This window comes from Segatella hominis (assembly GCF_019249725.2).
GTDB lineage: Bacteria > Bacteroidota > Bacteroidia > Bacteroidales > Bacteroidaceae > Prevotella.
In genome coordinates this window covers 2552648-2568060 of record NZ_CP137559.1, presented here as the reverse complement: position 1 = coordinate 2568060, position 15413 = coordinate 2552648, and the positions used below count along the sequence as shown (strand labels likewise).

At 46.1% G+C, this 15413-nt stretch carries 13 protein-coding genes; all 13 read right to left on the bottom strand.

What is annotated here, in order from left to right:
• Nucleotides 1-85 precede the first annotated feature (85 nt).
• On the bottom strand, nt 86-1906 hold the full coding sequence (gene argS / locus KUA50_RS10475; protein ID WP_218457252.1) for an arginine--tRNA ligase: 1821 nt from the start codon (nt 1904-1906) through the stop codon (nt 86-88).
• A 314-nt stretch (nt 1907-2220) separates the two neighbouring features.
• Nucleotides 2221-2412: a hypothetical protein gene (locus KUA50_RS10470; RefSeq protein ID WP_218457251.1), complete on the bottom strand. Its 192-nt coding sequence runs from the start codon at nt 2410-2412 to the stop codon at nt 2221-2223.
• A gap of 128 nt (nt 2413-2540) precedes the next feature.
• Complete coding sequence (locus tag KUA50_RS10465) at nt 2541-3872, bottom strand: class I adenylate-forming enzyme family protein (protein WP_256624295.1); 1332 nt, start codon at nt 3870-3872, stop codon at nt 2541-2543.
• A complete protein-coding gene (locus KUA50_RS10460; protein WP_022110674.1) occupies nt 3869-4096 on the bottom strand; it encodes an acyl carrier protein in 228 nt (75 codons plus the stop codon). The genes KUA50_RS10465 and KUA50_RS10460 overlap by 4 nt, the downstream gene beginning before the upstream one ends.
• A 99-nt stretch (nt 4097-4195) precedes the next feature.
• Nucleotides 4196-7006 carry an MMPL family transporter gene (locus tag KUA50_RS10455; RefSeq protein WP_218457250.1) on the bottom strand — a complete coding sequence of 937 codons (2811 nt, stop codon included), beginning with the start codon at nt 7004-7006 and terminating at the stop codon, nt 4196-4198.
• A gap of 52 nt (nt 7007-7058) precedes the next feature.
• The gene (locus KUA50_RS10450; protein ID WP_218457249.1) at nt 7059-8183 is read right to left on the bottom strand and encodes a 1-acyl-sn-glycerol-3-phosphate acyltransferase; all 1125 of its coding nucleotides are present in this window, start codon (nt 8181-8183) and stop codon (nt 7059-7061) included.
• 89 nt (nt 8184-8272) lie between these two features.
• A complete protein-coding gene (locus KUA50_RS10445; protein WP_218457248.1) occupies nt 8273-9124 on the bottom strand; it encodes an alpha/beta hydrolase in 852 nt (283 codons plus the stop codon).
• Nucleotides 9125-9128: 4 nt separating this feature from the next.
• The gene (locus KUA50_RS10440; RefSeq protein WP_218457247.1) at nt 9129-10637 is read right to left on the bottom strand and encodes a phytoene desaturase family protein; all 1509 of its coding nucleotides are present in this window, start codon (nt 10635-10637) and stop codon (nt 9129-9131) included.
• A complete protein-coding gene (locus KUA50_RS10435) occupies nt 10634-12145 on the bottom strand; it encodes a phytoene desaturase family protein (protein WP_218457246.1) in 1512 nt (503 codons plus the stop codon). The genes KUA50_RS10440 and KUA50_RS10435 overlap by 4 nt, the downstream gene beginning before the upstream one ends.
• Nucleotide 12146: 1 nt before the next feature.
• Nucleotides 12147-13676: a glycosyltransferase gene (locus tag KUA50_RS10430; RefSeq protein WP_218457245.1), complete on the bottom strand. Its 1530-nt coding sequence runs from the start codon at nt 13674-13676 to the stop codon at nt 12147-12149.
• A 38-nt stretch (nt 13677-13714) separates the two neighbouring features.
• Nucleotides 13715-14179, bottom strand: a complete 465-nt coding sequence (locus tag KUA50_RS10425; protein ID WP_218457244.1) for a hydroxymyristoyl-ACP dehydratase — start codon at nt 14177-14179, stop codon at nt 13715-13717.
• 8 nt (nt 14180-14187) lie between these two features.
• Nucleotides 14188-14622 (bottom strand): hypothetical protein, encoded by a 435-nt coding sequence (locus tag KUA50_RS10420; RefSeq protein WP_256624293.1) that lies wholly within the window; start codon nt 14620-14622, stop codon nt 14188-14190.
• 118 nt (nt 14623-14740) lie between these two features.
• The gene (locus KUA50_RS10415) at nt 14741-15367 is read right to left on the bottom strand and encodes a LolA family protein (RefSeq protein WP_134843906.1); all 627 of its coding nucleotides are present in this window, start codon (nt 15365-15367) and stop codon (nt 14741-14743) included.
• Between the last annotated feature and the right edge of the window lie 46 nt (nt 15368-15413).

Here is a 15413-nt window from a genome sequence, read left to right as displayed (position 1 = left end):
CTTTATTAAATTGTAGGTTATTATATCTTGAATTTCCTTTCTTATAGAGGATTCTTATATATATAAGCCCCCTACATCAGGATCATTACATTCTTTCTGGAACCTCGATGCCGAGAAGTGCCATACCGTTCTTCAAGATCTTAGCGACATTGGCTGCAAGAACCAGACGGGTAATCTTCTCTGCCTCGCTCTCAGCATTCAGGATGCTGTAGTCGTGATAGAACTGGTTGAACTCCTTGGTCAACTCGTAGCAGTAGTTGGCAATACCTCCAGGGTTGTAGTTGTTGCCTGCATCGGCTACGGCAGAAGCGAAGTCGTTCATCTTCTGGATGAGGTCAATCTCTTTCTCGTTGATAGGTGCATCTGCGCCCAACTCTGCTGGAATCTCGATGCCCTCGGCTGCTGCCTTGCGCATGATGCTGCGGATACGAGCGTAGGTGTACTGGATGAAAGGACCTGTATTGCCGTTGAAGTCGATACTCTCTTCTGGATTGAAGAGCATATTCTTGCGGGCATCTACCTTGAGGATGAAATACTTCAACGCTCCGAGACCCACGATGCGTGAAATCTCCTGGCGCTCTTCTTCGCTCATGTCCTTGAACTTGCCCAACTCATCGCTGGTCTGGCGAGCATCCTTGATCATCTCTGCCATCAGGTCATCTGCATCTACTACAGTTCCCTCGCGGCTCTTCATCTTTCCGTTAGGCAATTCTACCATACCATAAGAGAAGTGAACCAAGTCCTTACCCCACTTGAAACCGAGACGGTCGAGCAGGATAGAGAGTACCTGGAAGTGGTAGTTCTGCTCATTACCTACTACGTAGATCATCTTGTCGATAGGGAAGTCCTTGAAACGGAGATCGGCAGTACCGATGTCCTGAGTCATATAGACAGAAGTGCCGTCTGAACGGAGCAGGAGCTTCTGGTCGAGGCCCTCATTGGTGAGGTCTGCCCAAACAGAGTTGTCGTCCTTGCGGAAGAAGAGTCCCTTCTCCAAGCCTTCTTCTACCTTCTTCTTACCTTCGAGGTAAGTATTTGACTCATAATATATCTTGTCGAAACTTACACCCATCATCTTGTAAGTCTCGTCGAAGCCTGCATATACCCAGCTGTTCATCTTCTGCCAGAGAGCGCGAACTTCAGGGTCGTTGTTCTCCCACTTGACGAGCATTTCGTGAGCCTCCTTGATCAGCGGAGCCTCTGTCTTTGCTTTCTCTGTGGCAGCTTCTTCGTTCATGCCTTCCTTCAAGTACTGAGCCTTGAGTTCTGTGATTTCCTCACGGTAGTGCTTGTCGAAAGCTACGTAGTAGTCGCCGATGAGGTGGTCGCCCTTCTTGCCGGAAGTTTCTGGAGTTTCGCCATTGCCCCACTTGAGCCAAGCGAGCATTGACTTACAGATGTGAATACCGCGGTCGTTGACGATGTTTGTCTTGATTACCTTGTTGCCGTTTGCCTCCATAATCTGAGCCAAAGACCAGCCGAGGAGGTTGTTGCGCACGTGACCGAGGTGGAGAGGCTTGTTGGTGTTAGGAGAAGAGTACTCGATCATGACGAGTGGGCTGTTCTCTGTAACTGGCTTCTCACCGAACTTAGGGTCAGCGTTGATGGTGTTGAGGAGTCCTACCCAAGCGGCAGGAGCGATAGAAAGGTTGAGGAAACCCTTTACCACATTGAAGTCTGCGATGACATTAGCGCAGTTTTTCTTCAAGTACTCACCGATTTCCTGTGCAGTATCCTCAGGTTTCTTCTTAGATATCTTGAGGAATGGGAATACGACGAGGGTAAGGTTACCTTCGAAATTACTCTTGGTCTTCTGCAGGGCTACCATTTTCTCTGGTACGTCCTGACCATAAAGCTCTTTCACCGCAGCGATTACTGAGCTGATGATTTCGTTTTCTATCTTCATTATCTTAAATGTATCTTTTTTACCGGTAATATTCTTCTATGCCTGGTCAAAAGCCCTCATCCGAGGGGCAAATCACTCCGAATGGAGCATAAGTTTGACTTAGCGGCTGCAAATTTACAAATAATTATTGAATTACGCAAAGAAATGTTGCGCATTATATATTTTTTTATTTCATTTTTAAAAGAAATGGAAAATAGGACGTTTCTTTCTACAATTCTATTGCGTTTGCAGCGATTAAAATAAAGCGTATAAAATGAAAGAAGCGTATCATGAATTCCATGATACGCTTCTTGACTGAATATTTTGAAGTATTCTTATCCTTCCAATATGATGTTAGCCACATCCTCCGGTGAATTCCATAGGATGCCATCTTGCAACTCATCGTCACTAAAGCCGTTGAGAGCTTCTCTGGCTTCCTTTTCGCTGAGAACCTGAGTTCCGTCCTCGTTCTTTGCATCGAGCAGCGCTTGAAAGATGGCTGCTCTGTATTCTTCGATTGTCATCATAGTCTAATAATTGGTTATGTTATTATTTTATGGTGGCAAAATTAATGTATTTTTTTGAGAACACCAAGCGAATTGTCTATTTTTTTACGACTTTAATTGCTTTTTTATGATTTGACGAGCAGTCATACCTACTTTTCTGAAAGATATGCCTTCCGGTTTATTTTCCCGTTGAAGGTGCGCTGAATGCTTTCTACTTGCTCGTATTGGGTAGGGATTTTATAGGGTTCAAGCTTGTCGCGAAGTGCTAAGGCTATCTCTCGTTTGTTGAACGGATGATCCTCGTCGAGCACAACTAATAGTTTCAGAATGGTGCCCAAAACCCGATGGTTGGCAGGAATACAGATGCAGTCCTTGATAAACGGAAGGCTGAGGGCGGCGTCTTCCACTTCATCAGGCGCCACTTTATAACCGCCTACATTGATGATGTCGCCATCCCGTCCCTTGAGCCGCAAACGTCCTTGTTCGTCAATTGTTCCCCGGTCGGAGGTGTAGAGGACTCCTTCTTTCATGATAGAGCGGGTCAGGGCTTCATCACCATAATAACCGCTCATGAGCGTTTTCCCTGTGCAGGCGATTTTTCCGTCTTCGCCGATGATGAAACCTGCATGCTTCATCGGTTTGCCTACACAGCCAACCAGGCATTCGCCGTGCTGGAAATCATAGGTGGAGATGATGCCCGTCTCGGTGGAAGCATACGTATTGTAAAGGCGGCTCTGGGGCAGGGCAAAGCAAAGTTTCTCCATGTCGTTTTGAGAGATAGGAGCTGCGCCTGTTTCGATGAATTCTATTCTGTCTGCATATTGGGTGAGGCGGTCGGAAGCAAATGTCAACAGCATCCGGATGCTTGCCGGAACCAGGAATGTGGCAAACTTTCCTTCAGTAGGGGAATCCATTGCCTGAAAGAAACGGTTGATGTCTTTCATTCCGTTGATGATGTGCAGGGTGCCGCCTACGAGGATGATGGGATAGACCTTGGAGAGACTTCCGATGTGGCTGAGAGGACCATTGATGATGAAGGTCAGGTCGTGATGAAAGCCTTGTGCTTCTATCAGATTTTCAGCATTGGCGATGATGGTGGAATGGGAAATCATCACTCCCTTCGACTTGCCGGTTGTGCCTGTCGTGAAAAGAATGTCGGCAACTCCTGCAGGAATGTCGGCTTCTTCTGTCTTGTTCATTTCTTCAGAAAATTGCGATTTCTGTTCCAGCGGAACTGCCACGTTTCCTGAGAGATGAATGGCAAAATATGTTACGAGGCATTCTATCGTAGGGGAAGCAACAAAAGAAATCGCCTGTCCCTTGCTATGAAACGAAGCGGCTGCATCGGTTACACGGTTCCACAGTTGCCGATAAGTGCATGATTCTTCTCCACAGATGATTGCCACCTTGTCGGGGAATAATGCTGCGTCTCTTTCCAGATAGTCCTCTAAAGTCAACAGATGGTTCTCTGATGTCTTCATACGCCTGCCTGTTTTTTCTTTTCTACCATTGCCACAAGGCTGTCTAAGTTGCGGAAATTCCGAGGTGTTACGTCTGATGATTCCAGTTTTATCTGGTATTCGTCTGAAAGGAGCATCAGGATGGTGGTAATGCCTAAGGAATCCAGTTCATTGAACAGGAAATCTGAATCTAAATCTACCAGTGGTAGGGCTTCTTCCAGGATTTTTCTAATATTCTCTTTCATATTGATTTTCATTTTTATACATATTGATTTTAGTTCATCTTAAATCTCATTCATGCTGATCTTGTATCTTATTCATGAGATCTTAATCCTTTCTTATAATCACATTTGACGGCTGGTTTCAGCTTGGTTGATGATTTCTACATTATCAACAATCCCTTCCATGCTGAATTTCATCAGTCTGCATTTGTCAGGATCTGCTTCTACGGCAATCACTTTTGTCTCTGGGTGGAGCAGGGCAAAGAGGAGCGCTTTTTCTCCATAGCCGGCAGACGGGATGATGACTGGCTGAGAAGTATCCTGCTGTTCCATCCACGTCTGATAATCACGGTTGCGCCTGAGATTCCGCTTCACGGTGCTGAAAACTTCCACACCCTTGTAGCGGTAGCGGTCGAGAACCAGGTCGTGATAATAGGCCACTCCCTCTTTCCTACGGCGGAAAAGCATCTGTAAGGAAAGGGGGCGAACCCGGTATTCTCCCTTGTGCTTCACCAGCCAGTTGAAGATAAGCGGCGGGAAAATATAGGCCATCAGAACCACGGAGAACATGCCTGCGATGGTGACTTCTGCCAAAGAGCGGAGTGCCGGATGGCGGGCTACTATCAGCGTGCCGATGCCGATAAACATGATGAGGGCTGAAATGATGATGGAATGCTTGTAGGAGGCAAGCATCTTGCGCCGGTAAGCATATTCGTACATGGCTCCCTCTGTCATGAAGATGGTGTAGTCGTCGCCCTGACCGAAGATGAAGGTGGCGAGGATGATGTTCACGATGTTGAACTGCATGTGGAAGATGGCCATCAGTCCCAATATCCACAACCAGCTGATAGCCATCGGGATGAATGAGAGGACAGCTAACTCGATACTTCCCATAGACAACCAGAGGAAGAAGAACACGATGAATCCGCAGGCAAATCCGATGTAGTTGAAATCGTCTGACAGATGGTTGGCGATGGCGCTGTTCATGCTCTTCACATCAAAACTGAAGCAATGTTGTGTTTGCAGACAATCCTCCACCTTCTTTACATCCTTTTCTTTGGCAGAGAGGATGTTGATGACGTGGTATTTGCCGTTGAGACTGTCGGTACTGATGTTGGAGGCGAATACGGATTGCAGCAGAGGTTTGAAATGCTGAATGTCCTGCGGCTGGTAATCCTGGTGGAGAATGCGCTCGAAATCTGCGAAACAACCATCGGCAAATCCTTCTTCTGTCATATAAGGTTTGATGCCGGAAGTGAGGAGATGCTGGTGTTTATCGAGGAATTTCTGCCAGAGTTGCAGGCGCCGTGCCTGTTCTTTCTTCGATGTGATAAACTGGTTGCAGGAGGAGTAGTCCTGTATAGTCTTCTGGTCGGAAAGTTCCTGCAGAGTTCCCTGCAAGGAGAGGCTTTTGTCGAGTGCTCCGTCCAAAGTGGAGTCGGAAGACAGGGCATAGACTTTCTGGATTCCGTCTTCCTGTTTCATCATTTTGGCGAAATATTCCATGTCTGCCTTCTGTTCCGGAGTCATATAATTAATGTGTGCCATGTTGGTGTCAAACTCCGTCTGCAGACTGAAATATCCGAAGATGATGGTCAGGATGATCACAATGGTAACGAAGATCGGTTTCTTTTCGAGCGAGATGTTGCTCCACTTGTCAAGGAATGTATGCTTTGCCTCTCCTGTTGTCTTAGAAAGATGGGGAAGATAGATGAGCACGAATACGATGGTGCCGACGAGCAGGAGAGAACTGAACAGTCCCAGGTCTCTTAAGGCCACGGATTTGAGTGGAACTAATGCCAGGAAAGCACCTACCGTAGTCACGTTGCCCACCAGGAGGGGCATGACGATTTCTTTCAGCGCCTTCCGCTTGTCGGGTGTATGAGCAAGGTGGGCGATGAAATGAAGAGGGTAGTTGACTGCAATACCCAAGATGATAGATGAAATGCCGATGACGATGACCGAAACCTGATTGTGGAAGAGAGCTAACCCGCCGATGGCAAAGAGCCAGCCCCATCCGATGGAAAGGGCTATGAGCAAAAGGTTTCTCCTGCTTCTGAAGGAGAAGAAGAGCAGGGCAAGGATCAGTACGACGGCAATACTTACAGAAAGAATGCTGTCGGTTTTGATCTGATGGGCATTGGTGACGGCAATAACGGGTCCGCCTATGATGTGGATTTCTATATTCGGATGCGACTGGCTGGCTTCCCGGGCACAGTCTTTTAGCATTTGGGTAAGGCGGGCATTATTCTCAGTCTCACTTGCCCCGTAGGGAGAATCCATCATCACAATGGCCTTCTTCATGTCGGGAGAGAAGATATAGCCATCGTACATTTCATATTTCAGACTGGATTCGGAATGCTGCAATTTCTGCAGGATGGGAGTGAAGAGGTTCAGCGGGTCGCGCTGAATGTTGTCAGACAGAATGCCGCCGGTAGGGAAGAGGAGCATTTGTTTGTCTGCTTTCAGCTGGTGGGGAATGTAATCAGGCTGACTGAGCAGACTGTCCATTCTCCGATAGTCTGCATCTGTCAGGAAATAAGGAATGTTCTGATAGACGAAATCTGTTATCTGGTTCATCTTTTCCAAATCCACTTGTGCCATCAGATTTCTGATGACGTGGGCAGAGTCTGCTTTCTCCACATTCTCTACGAAAGCGTCTATGGTATGGGTCAGTATTTCCGGATCATCAGATTGCGCAGCATTCCTGTATTGGAAGATGGCGAAAATCTTGCTGGCTCCCGAAATGTTCTGATAGACCTTCATGGCATTCTGGTGCTCGCTATCTATCGGAAGAAAGTCGGCAATATCTTCCTTGTAGTTCAGTCTGGTAACTGCAAGGAGAAGTATGAGTGTGATTGCTACGGATGAGCAGATGCCACTCAGCCGATGCGTCTTGAGATAATCGTATATTTTCAGAATCAGTTCTGTCATTTTCTTATTTCTTATTTTTCTGCTTCTTACTTATTGTTTCTTCTATTTCTTCTTACTTGTTGTTTACAGGGTTGGCGTAAATGCCTAAATAAATATCTTTCAGCATTTCGATGTCGCAAGTATCATAATGTTCCAATTCTCTGACGTGTGCTAAGAATTCTTCCTTCTGTTGCGGGGTATAGAAATCCTGGTATTTTCTGGTGCCGTACCGCAGGTCGTAAGCGATGTAATTGTTGGGATACAGGCGATAGGCCTTGTTGATGCGCTCGTCCAGCAGACGGGCTACTGCCTTGTGATATTCGTTGCTCGTAAGCTGTTCCAGTTTCATCAGTTCCATGCGGGAAATCGGTTCGCAGATTTCTATGTGTACCCTACCTTTGGGTTGGGAGATTCCCGTCAGAATACTGTTCAGATCTTCGCCCGGTTTTTTGGTGTATTTGGCAAACTGGCTTTCGTAGAGTTCGAGTGTTTTCAGAATATCGCATGATTCCCATTCGTAGGAAATCGCTACAGGTACGATGTGCAACTGGTCTATTGCCTTGATTTTATCATCCGGGCAAGACATGCAGAACATCTTGATGATGCCCTGGTCTGTCGTGTCGTTTCCATCCTTGGTCCTGCCGTTGCGCTGGGCTATCCAGATGGACTGTCCTTTCTCCTGAATCACGAAACGGATGTAATCGGACAGGTGTCTGGAACTGCGATAGAATTCTTTCAGACTTCCGCCCGGGCGTTCTACCTTAAACATCTTGTTGCATTTGCCAATATCGATTATCAACTGGTTGGACATCAGATTGGCACCAAAGGTAATCTCTGTGGTGTCGAAGCCGTGATTGAGCAGGAAATATTGGAGAAGACTGGAGTCTAACATGATGTCACGGTGGTTGGAAACATAGAGATAATGCCCTTCAGGACTCAGCTTGTCGAGTCCTGAGCAGGAAAATTCCGTGATGCTGTTTTCTATCACCTGCTGGTTGACTTTACTCATCGTGTCCTGTTGAAATTCCCTAACCGTCTGGTAGTTGGTTATGCGTTGACGGATTTCCTTGACCGATTCTTCCGGATAGACGTATGCAGAAAGAATCGGAAACGATGAACTGTGGGCGATGCGCTGCATGGCCTCAAGAAATTCATCGGGATTGTATGGGCGAATATCGTCAAAATCTGTTATGTTCATATTGGAATCTTTTTTGTTCTTTCATTCTTGGAATCCTTGATTTTTTTCATTCTTGGAATCCTTGAATCAGGAAAAGTCTAATGCTGTAATTATTGGGTCTGAAGTTTTCTGATCCAAACTAAAAACTCTTTCTTCCATTGCCGACATTCGGGCGAACCCTTTGTGTCGGAGGCTCCAAATCCATGTCCTCCCGTCTTGTATTGGATGTATTGATGGGGAATGTGATGGACAGTCAGGGCGGAATCGAGCAATTCTGAGTTCTGGTATTTTACGATAGGATCATCCTTGCAGTTTACCAGAAACACGGGTGGACAACTGGCTGAAATATGATGCTCAATAGACAGGGAGTCTCGAAGCCGTCTGTTGTTTTTGCGGTTGTCGCCCAACAAGGCTCTGCGCGACCGCTTGTGAACGTATTTTCCGTTCATGGTAACGACCGGATAGATGGGGGCAACAAACATCAGGGGAAGTTTACGCATGGTAACTCCCGACAGTACAAGATGACCGCCTGCAGAAAAGCCCATCGCTCCAATGCTGTCGGAGCAGACTCCGTATTCCCTTGCGTGTTCCTTAATATATAAGGTGGCTTGGGTCAGGTCGTCCAATGCATCAGGGTATCGGACTCCTCTGAACAGCTGGCGGTAATGCAGGAAGAAGGCCATGAATCCGGCAGTACGGTAATGGAGCACGAATGCAGAGATTCCGTTGTTCTGCAACCATTTGCCCACTTCGTGTCCTTCGCCATTCATATCGTGCCAGAGGTAACTTCCGCCAGGACATACGATGACAGCCATCTTGCTGCCACCTTTTGCCAGATATGCAGTCATTTCCACATTTTTTCTGCATGCTGTGCCTTGCCAGATGTTGACTTTCTCCTGTGCCTTCAGCATCTGGAGACATAGGAGGATGAACCCTATTATGATCATCAGTCTTTGCTTCATCGGTTTAATTTTCATTCTTACCGATTTCGTTTATTTTATGGAGTATGGAATTTCTTCCTAAAATAGCTTCTGCGGTATTGATTGCCGTCAGGGGAACGCCACAGAAACCATGAAGGTTGTTGTTCTGACCTGTCAGCAACAGGTTATCTACCTTGGTGACTACGGGAACCTGCGATAATGCGATGTTTTTATAGTCCTTGCTGAATCCGCTCAGCGCTCCGTCTTTCACTCCATAAAAGTCGCGAATGGTCAACGGAGAAGCCGTGATGATTCTGTCGATGCATGCTCCGAACCCCGGGTGAATTTCTTCGATATGAGAGAGGAGCTGTTGTGCTTTCTGAGCTTTCCAGGTTTCGTATTCCTCGCCCCGGTGCCCCACGGTGGTCTGTTCCCATTTCTTTACTTCATCATAGAGCATAGGTGCGGTGATGAGGACTTTTGAACTGTATTTGCCCTGGTTCTCGTCTGGCGGAGTCATCAAAAGGAAGCCTAAAGGCCAGGTGTCGTGCTGTTCGCCGAATTTCCATATTTCATCGTATCGGGTCATGTAATATTCCGAATGATTGATGTATGGGAAGCAGTCGGGCTTCAGTTTGATATAGACGGAAAACGCTGAATAGGAATTTGGAATCTGATTCAGGCGCTCTCTATAAGCCTTGGGGAAAGCTTTTTCGGGCATCCGTTTCAAGAGGGTGCAAGGGTGAATGGCTGAGATGAAGTAGTCGCCCTGAAAGATTTCTCCTTGCCGGGTTCTTACGTACTCCACATGGCGGTTGTTGACTTCCACCCATTCTACTTCTGTATGGGTGAGCACCTTTCCTCCTGCCTGTTCGATCACAGAAACAAGCAGTTGGGCAAAATGTTGACTTCCTCCCACAAACCGGCTGGTGCCTTGGATGTAGAGAGTGGAGATGATGGCGTGGACAAAGGCTGGGGTCTCGTTCTGTCGGCCTCCATAAAGCGGATTCATGTAGGAAACGATGCTCCGGAGTTTGGGATTCTGAATGTATTTTGCAACAAAAGCATCTGCTGCCATCAGAAACTCATCGGTATGAACCTGAAGGTAATCGGTCGTAGGACGGAGATGAAACAGGTCGATGGAGTCGCTAATGGCAAATATGGCATCTACATAGCGTTGCAGATTTTCCCGTTCTTCCGGGAAATAAGCGGATAAAGAGTTGATGAAACCTTCTTTTCCTTTCTGGAGCTGGTAGGTCTGCTGGTCTTCTGCAAAGTAAAGGCAGTCTGTACAGTCTGCATCTACATCTTTGATTTTCACCTGGTCCAGGATGCCCAAGTATTCGCAGATGCGGTAGATGTTTCCGCCAGGTTGCATTCCGCCTATGACGTGCATTCCTGTATCAAAGGATTCACCGAAGCGATGGAAACTCTGGAGTCCACCACCAGCCGTAGCGTTCTTTTCGAGCACAGTAACCCGTAAGCCTTCCTTGGCAAGGATGGCTCCAGTAAACAGTCCTCCCAAACCTCCTCCTATGATGATAGCCGTCTTCATTCGTTACATTTTTTTATCTGTTCGTAAATGGTCCTGGCAGTCAGAAACTCCGAGCAAGTTACGATGGTTCCTACCAGGACTCCCAACATTCCGTGGGAGTTGATGTTTTGTCCTGTCTGAAATACATTAGGCACTTTGGTGCGTTGGGGCACCCTGTATGCAGCTCCCTTCGTGATGTCTTTGGCAATACCATACATGGCTCCGTCCTCTGTTCCCGTATAGTCGAGATAGGTAAGTGGGGTGGCAGTATAGTATTCCGCAATATGATCTCTGAGTCCAGGGAAATGAGTCTCCACAACGTCCAACAGCTTTTCTGCTTTCTGGCGCTTGAAAGTTTCATATTCCTCTCCTCTCTTTCCTACGGAAGAACCTTTCCAGCGGGCCACTTCTTCCATCTTCATATAGGAGAGAATAACTCCTGATGAAGCGTAGGTTGTTGGGGTGGAGTCTGCACAGAAATGCATATACAGAAATCCTTTGGGCCAGGATGTTTCCGAGTAATTTTCACAATTCCATGGCGTATTGCCCTGATAACCATAGTAATTGTAGTTGAGGTAGGGCACTTCATGTTCCTTGAACCGCAGGAAAACAGAGAAGCAGCCTACTGTTTGGGGAATGCTGTTGATGCGGTTTCTGTAGGCAGGCCGTATCAGTTTGGTGTCGAGTATTTCTAAGGTGCGTTTGGGGTGCGCATCTGAGATCACGTAGTCGCAAGGGAAGAATACGGTTTTCTTTTCCTTTTTGTTCCAAACCTCTATTCCCGTTGCCTGTTTGTCGTCGCAGACGATGTGTCTTGCCTGATGGAGAGTAAGTATTTCTCCTCCGTATCTCTGGAGCGTATTGGCAAGTGCTTGGGCAACAGAATCGCTTCCTCCCTTTATGCGATAAGCACTCTGGTTGTAGAAATCCATGATGAAGGCATGGGTAGAGAAGGGAGTCTTGTCTTTCTCTGCTGCGTAGAGGGGGAGATTGCCCACCAGTACTTTCGCCAGAGTAGGGTCGGTAATCAGTTCGTCAATTACCTCGTTGATGGAGCGCAGCTGGTATTCTGTGTTGATGGCGGAATCTGATTCTGCATCTTTCAGAGCGTGCAGGGAAGAAGCCTGGGCGATTTTTTCCACCAGATTGTAATATCTGATGAGATTCTCATGCTGGTCGGGAAAGTATTCAGTCATCTGCTGGATGAAATGCTCTCTGCCATTGGCAAACTTGTATTTCTTGCCAGCCAAGGCTACCACATCATAACCGGAAGGATCCAGTTGGGAAAGTTCCACATCCTTGTCTATCTCCAGATAGCGCATCAGTTTGGACAGAGTCTGACCTTCTGCAGCACTTCCGATAAAGTGCATTCCGGTTTCAAACTTTGCACCATGGCGACAGAAGCATTGCAAGCAACCGCCTATTTGCTGCGACTGCTCCAACAGCGTAACGTGATAACCATTCTTGGCTAAAATCACGCCACATGACAGACCTCCCAGTCCACTTCCTATAATAATTAATCTTTTCAATTCAGACTCTTTTTTCTATTTCGTTTGCGATTTCTTCGTATTTCTCCTTATATTGTTTGCGCAATGTGGAGGCTTGTTTTCTCAATTCTCCCATGGCTTGCAATTCCTTCCTGCTTATCGGATTTCCCACTTCGATATAGAAGATACCCTTGCGCAGATGGTAGGTTTTCTTAGGGAGGATTTTGCCTGGTCCATAAAGGTACATAGGCAATATTTCCAATCCGAGTTCCTGCGACAGATAGAATGCTCCCTGATGGAATCTGCCTATACGACAGTCCTTGGAACGGGTTCCTTCGGGATAAACGGCAATACTGTAACCCCGATCTGTCAGCGAACGGAGTTGCGGCATTAGCGGTTCCAGACCCTCTATTACGGGAAGATATTCTGCATGACGAATCAGGAAGCCATAAGTAGGATTGTTCCAAACCCATTGGTTTGTCAGAAACACAATCTTGGGTGTAAAGACCAGTTGGCACATCAGATCCAAATGCGACTGGTGGTTGCAGATGATGATGCGGGGCTTATCAAAATCGAATCTTACCGGTTCTTTTCCCTTGATGATCATACCGCCGACTTTTCTGATGAATTTAGTGCCGGGGATGCCGTGATGAATCATCACAAATCTGGCTGCATGATAGATTAGTTCATGGAGCCGAACCTGTTTCTTTTCGGTCATCCTTCCGATTTTGATGTAGAGCCAGGCCAAGGGCGTGATGATAACCATCATAAAGAAGAGGAAGAACGACAGGGAATAAGCCGTTCTCAGAAATGTTGCCATCTTGCGGTAAAGACGGCAAGGCAGACCATAGATAATTGCCAACACACACAATAGGGTGTTGAGGAGGCTGATGCGAGCGAAATCCATGCCTGGTCGGAAATGGCTTACCCGTTCTTTGCGTGGCGGATAATATACCTGAATAGGGATGGAAACAATCTCCGTTCCGTGCCAGGAGGCGAAAACCAAGAGTTCCAATTCGGCTTCGTATCTGTTGGTGAGCAGGGATAAACCGTGGAGCTTGTGCAGAGGGTAGAGGCGATAACCGGTCTGGGTATCTTCCAATCGTTTTCCAGTTTGTACGAAGAACCAGAAGTTGGAGAATTGATTGGCAAAATCACTTCCCTTGGAACGTTCAACACCTTGGAGTGGTCTTGCTCCAATGATGAGAGCTCCCGGATGTTCCTGATTGGCTTTCAGAAAGAGCGGAATATCTTCAGGTTTATGCTGGCCATCCGCATCTAATGTAATGGCGTAGGCAAATCTCATGGACAAGGCTTTTCTGAAACCTTGCTGGAGAGCGTAGCCCTTACCTCGGTTTTGAGAATAAGCGACAACAGTAATGTTGTCAATCTCCCCAATGATTTGAGCAGTACTGTCTGTACAGCCATCATTGACGACAATGACATCATCACAAAAGCAGAGCGTCTCCTTCACTACTTCCCCAATGGTTTTCTCATTATTGAAAGTAGGGATGATCACGCAGATTCCTCTTGCTCTTAAAAGTCTTTTCTGTTGTTCCAACTTATCTTCCATTTATTCCTTTATTAATTTCCTCCTCCCTTTCTCATTTCTCATTTTTTTCTGCACGTGAAAGAGATTTTAGCTTTTGTCTCTTCATCGGAAGCAACGATGATTTGTGCTTTAACCTCTTGGGAATCTTCTGAAGTTTCAATTTTCTTGAAGGTATAAGAGATTTCCTTTTCTTTAAGAGGAGAAATAACAGAGAGGAATTTCACGTTTTTGACGTGGGTAATCTCCAAAGATTCCTGGAGAAGTTCTGCTAACAATTCCTTTCCGATTTGTAGAATACAGACTCCCGGCGTAACAGGTTCGCCAGGGAAATGAGCCTGATAGATGAAATGCTCAGGGTTGAGGCGAAGACGAAAGGAAGTATTGCTTCTGCTCGAAAGGACTTCTTGGCATTTCTGCTGTAAGCCTGCTGCTTCTTTCTGCTGCAAGCCTGCTGCTTCCTTCTGCTGTAAGTTTCCCTGTTTGTCTGTTTCGACAATTGTATAAAGATGATTTTTCAGTTGCATCGTCCTGTTTATTTTTGTTTTTTATCCACTTTTTCCTCCAATTCCTCTTTTTCCTTCAATTCCACTTTTTCCTTCAAATCCTCTTTTTCCTCCATTCTTTCTTTATCCTCCAATTCCTCTTTTTCTTCCATTGTTTCTTCCATTTCTGTGAATTGATAATGGATTTTGTATTTTTTATTATCGTATATGGAAATGCCATTTTGTAGGTTTTTGATAACCTGGGAGAGATCTTGCTTGAGCAGGCGCTTGATGTACCATTTGTCAAGCAACTGGATGACATTTTCCAGTTTCACTTTTCCTGTGACCGGCTGGTAGGTAAAGTCGAGAACAGAGATTCCAAATTCATTGAAAATGCTTCCCTTGTAGCCGTCCTTATCTCTTATCAGCATGCAAATTCCGCTCAGATAACCTTTCTTCATCTCAATTGTCGCATTATATTTCATCTTGCTCCCGATACTGTCGGGTAAAGGATGCTGGTCTGCGATGTCTTGAGCTGAAATGGGTAGGAGGGGAAATAGGGAAAAGAGTCCCAAAAGACTCATAGAAAAGAGTCCACAAAGACTAATTGACTTGAAAAACTTTCGTATTGATGGCAGCATTGGTCTTGATATTTTTCAGTTCAATAATCGTTCTGTCTCCCTTTTTCTCTATGAGTTCCACCTGGGTAACCACAGATCTTGTTTTATGAAAGTGGAGTATGATCTTCTGAAACAGCATTTTCATTTGTTTCTGTTGAGGATAGAGCGTGGCGATGTATTCAGAAGAAGAACCGGTAAGTGAGACTTTGAAATCCCTCTTGTCGTTGAGGCAATTTCCCACAACGCTATTCATCATGATGCGGGCTATTTCCTTGAACATCTTGCTTTGGTTCACGTTGATCACATCGCTCCGCTTATTTTTCCGGATGAGAACTTTGGATCCGTTGATTACAAATGTATAAGCATAAGGAGAGGTGTATTCCCATCTGAGTCTGTTGCCCTGCTGGTAATACATCTTGCCCCGCGAAACCATTTTCTCATTGAGCATTCTGAGATGCTTGGTCTGTACGAAATCGCATTGCATCGACTTCATGCGGGAAGCAACAGCGCCTATCTGCTGCCTGACTTGTGCCTCGTTCACCTTCTGCTGGGCAGAGATGGAAGAAAGGCATAAGCTGATAAACATGATTAAAAACAATAACTTTTTCATCTTGATTATCTATTATTCGTTTAATCTATTTTGCGATGAACCTATA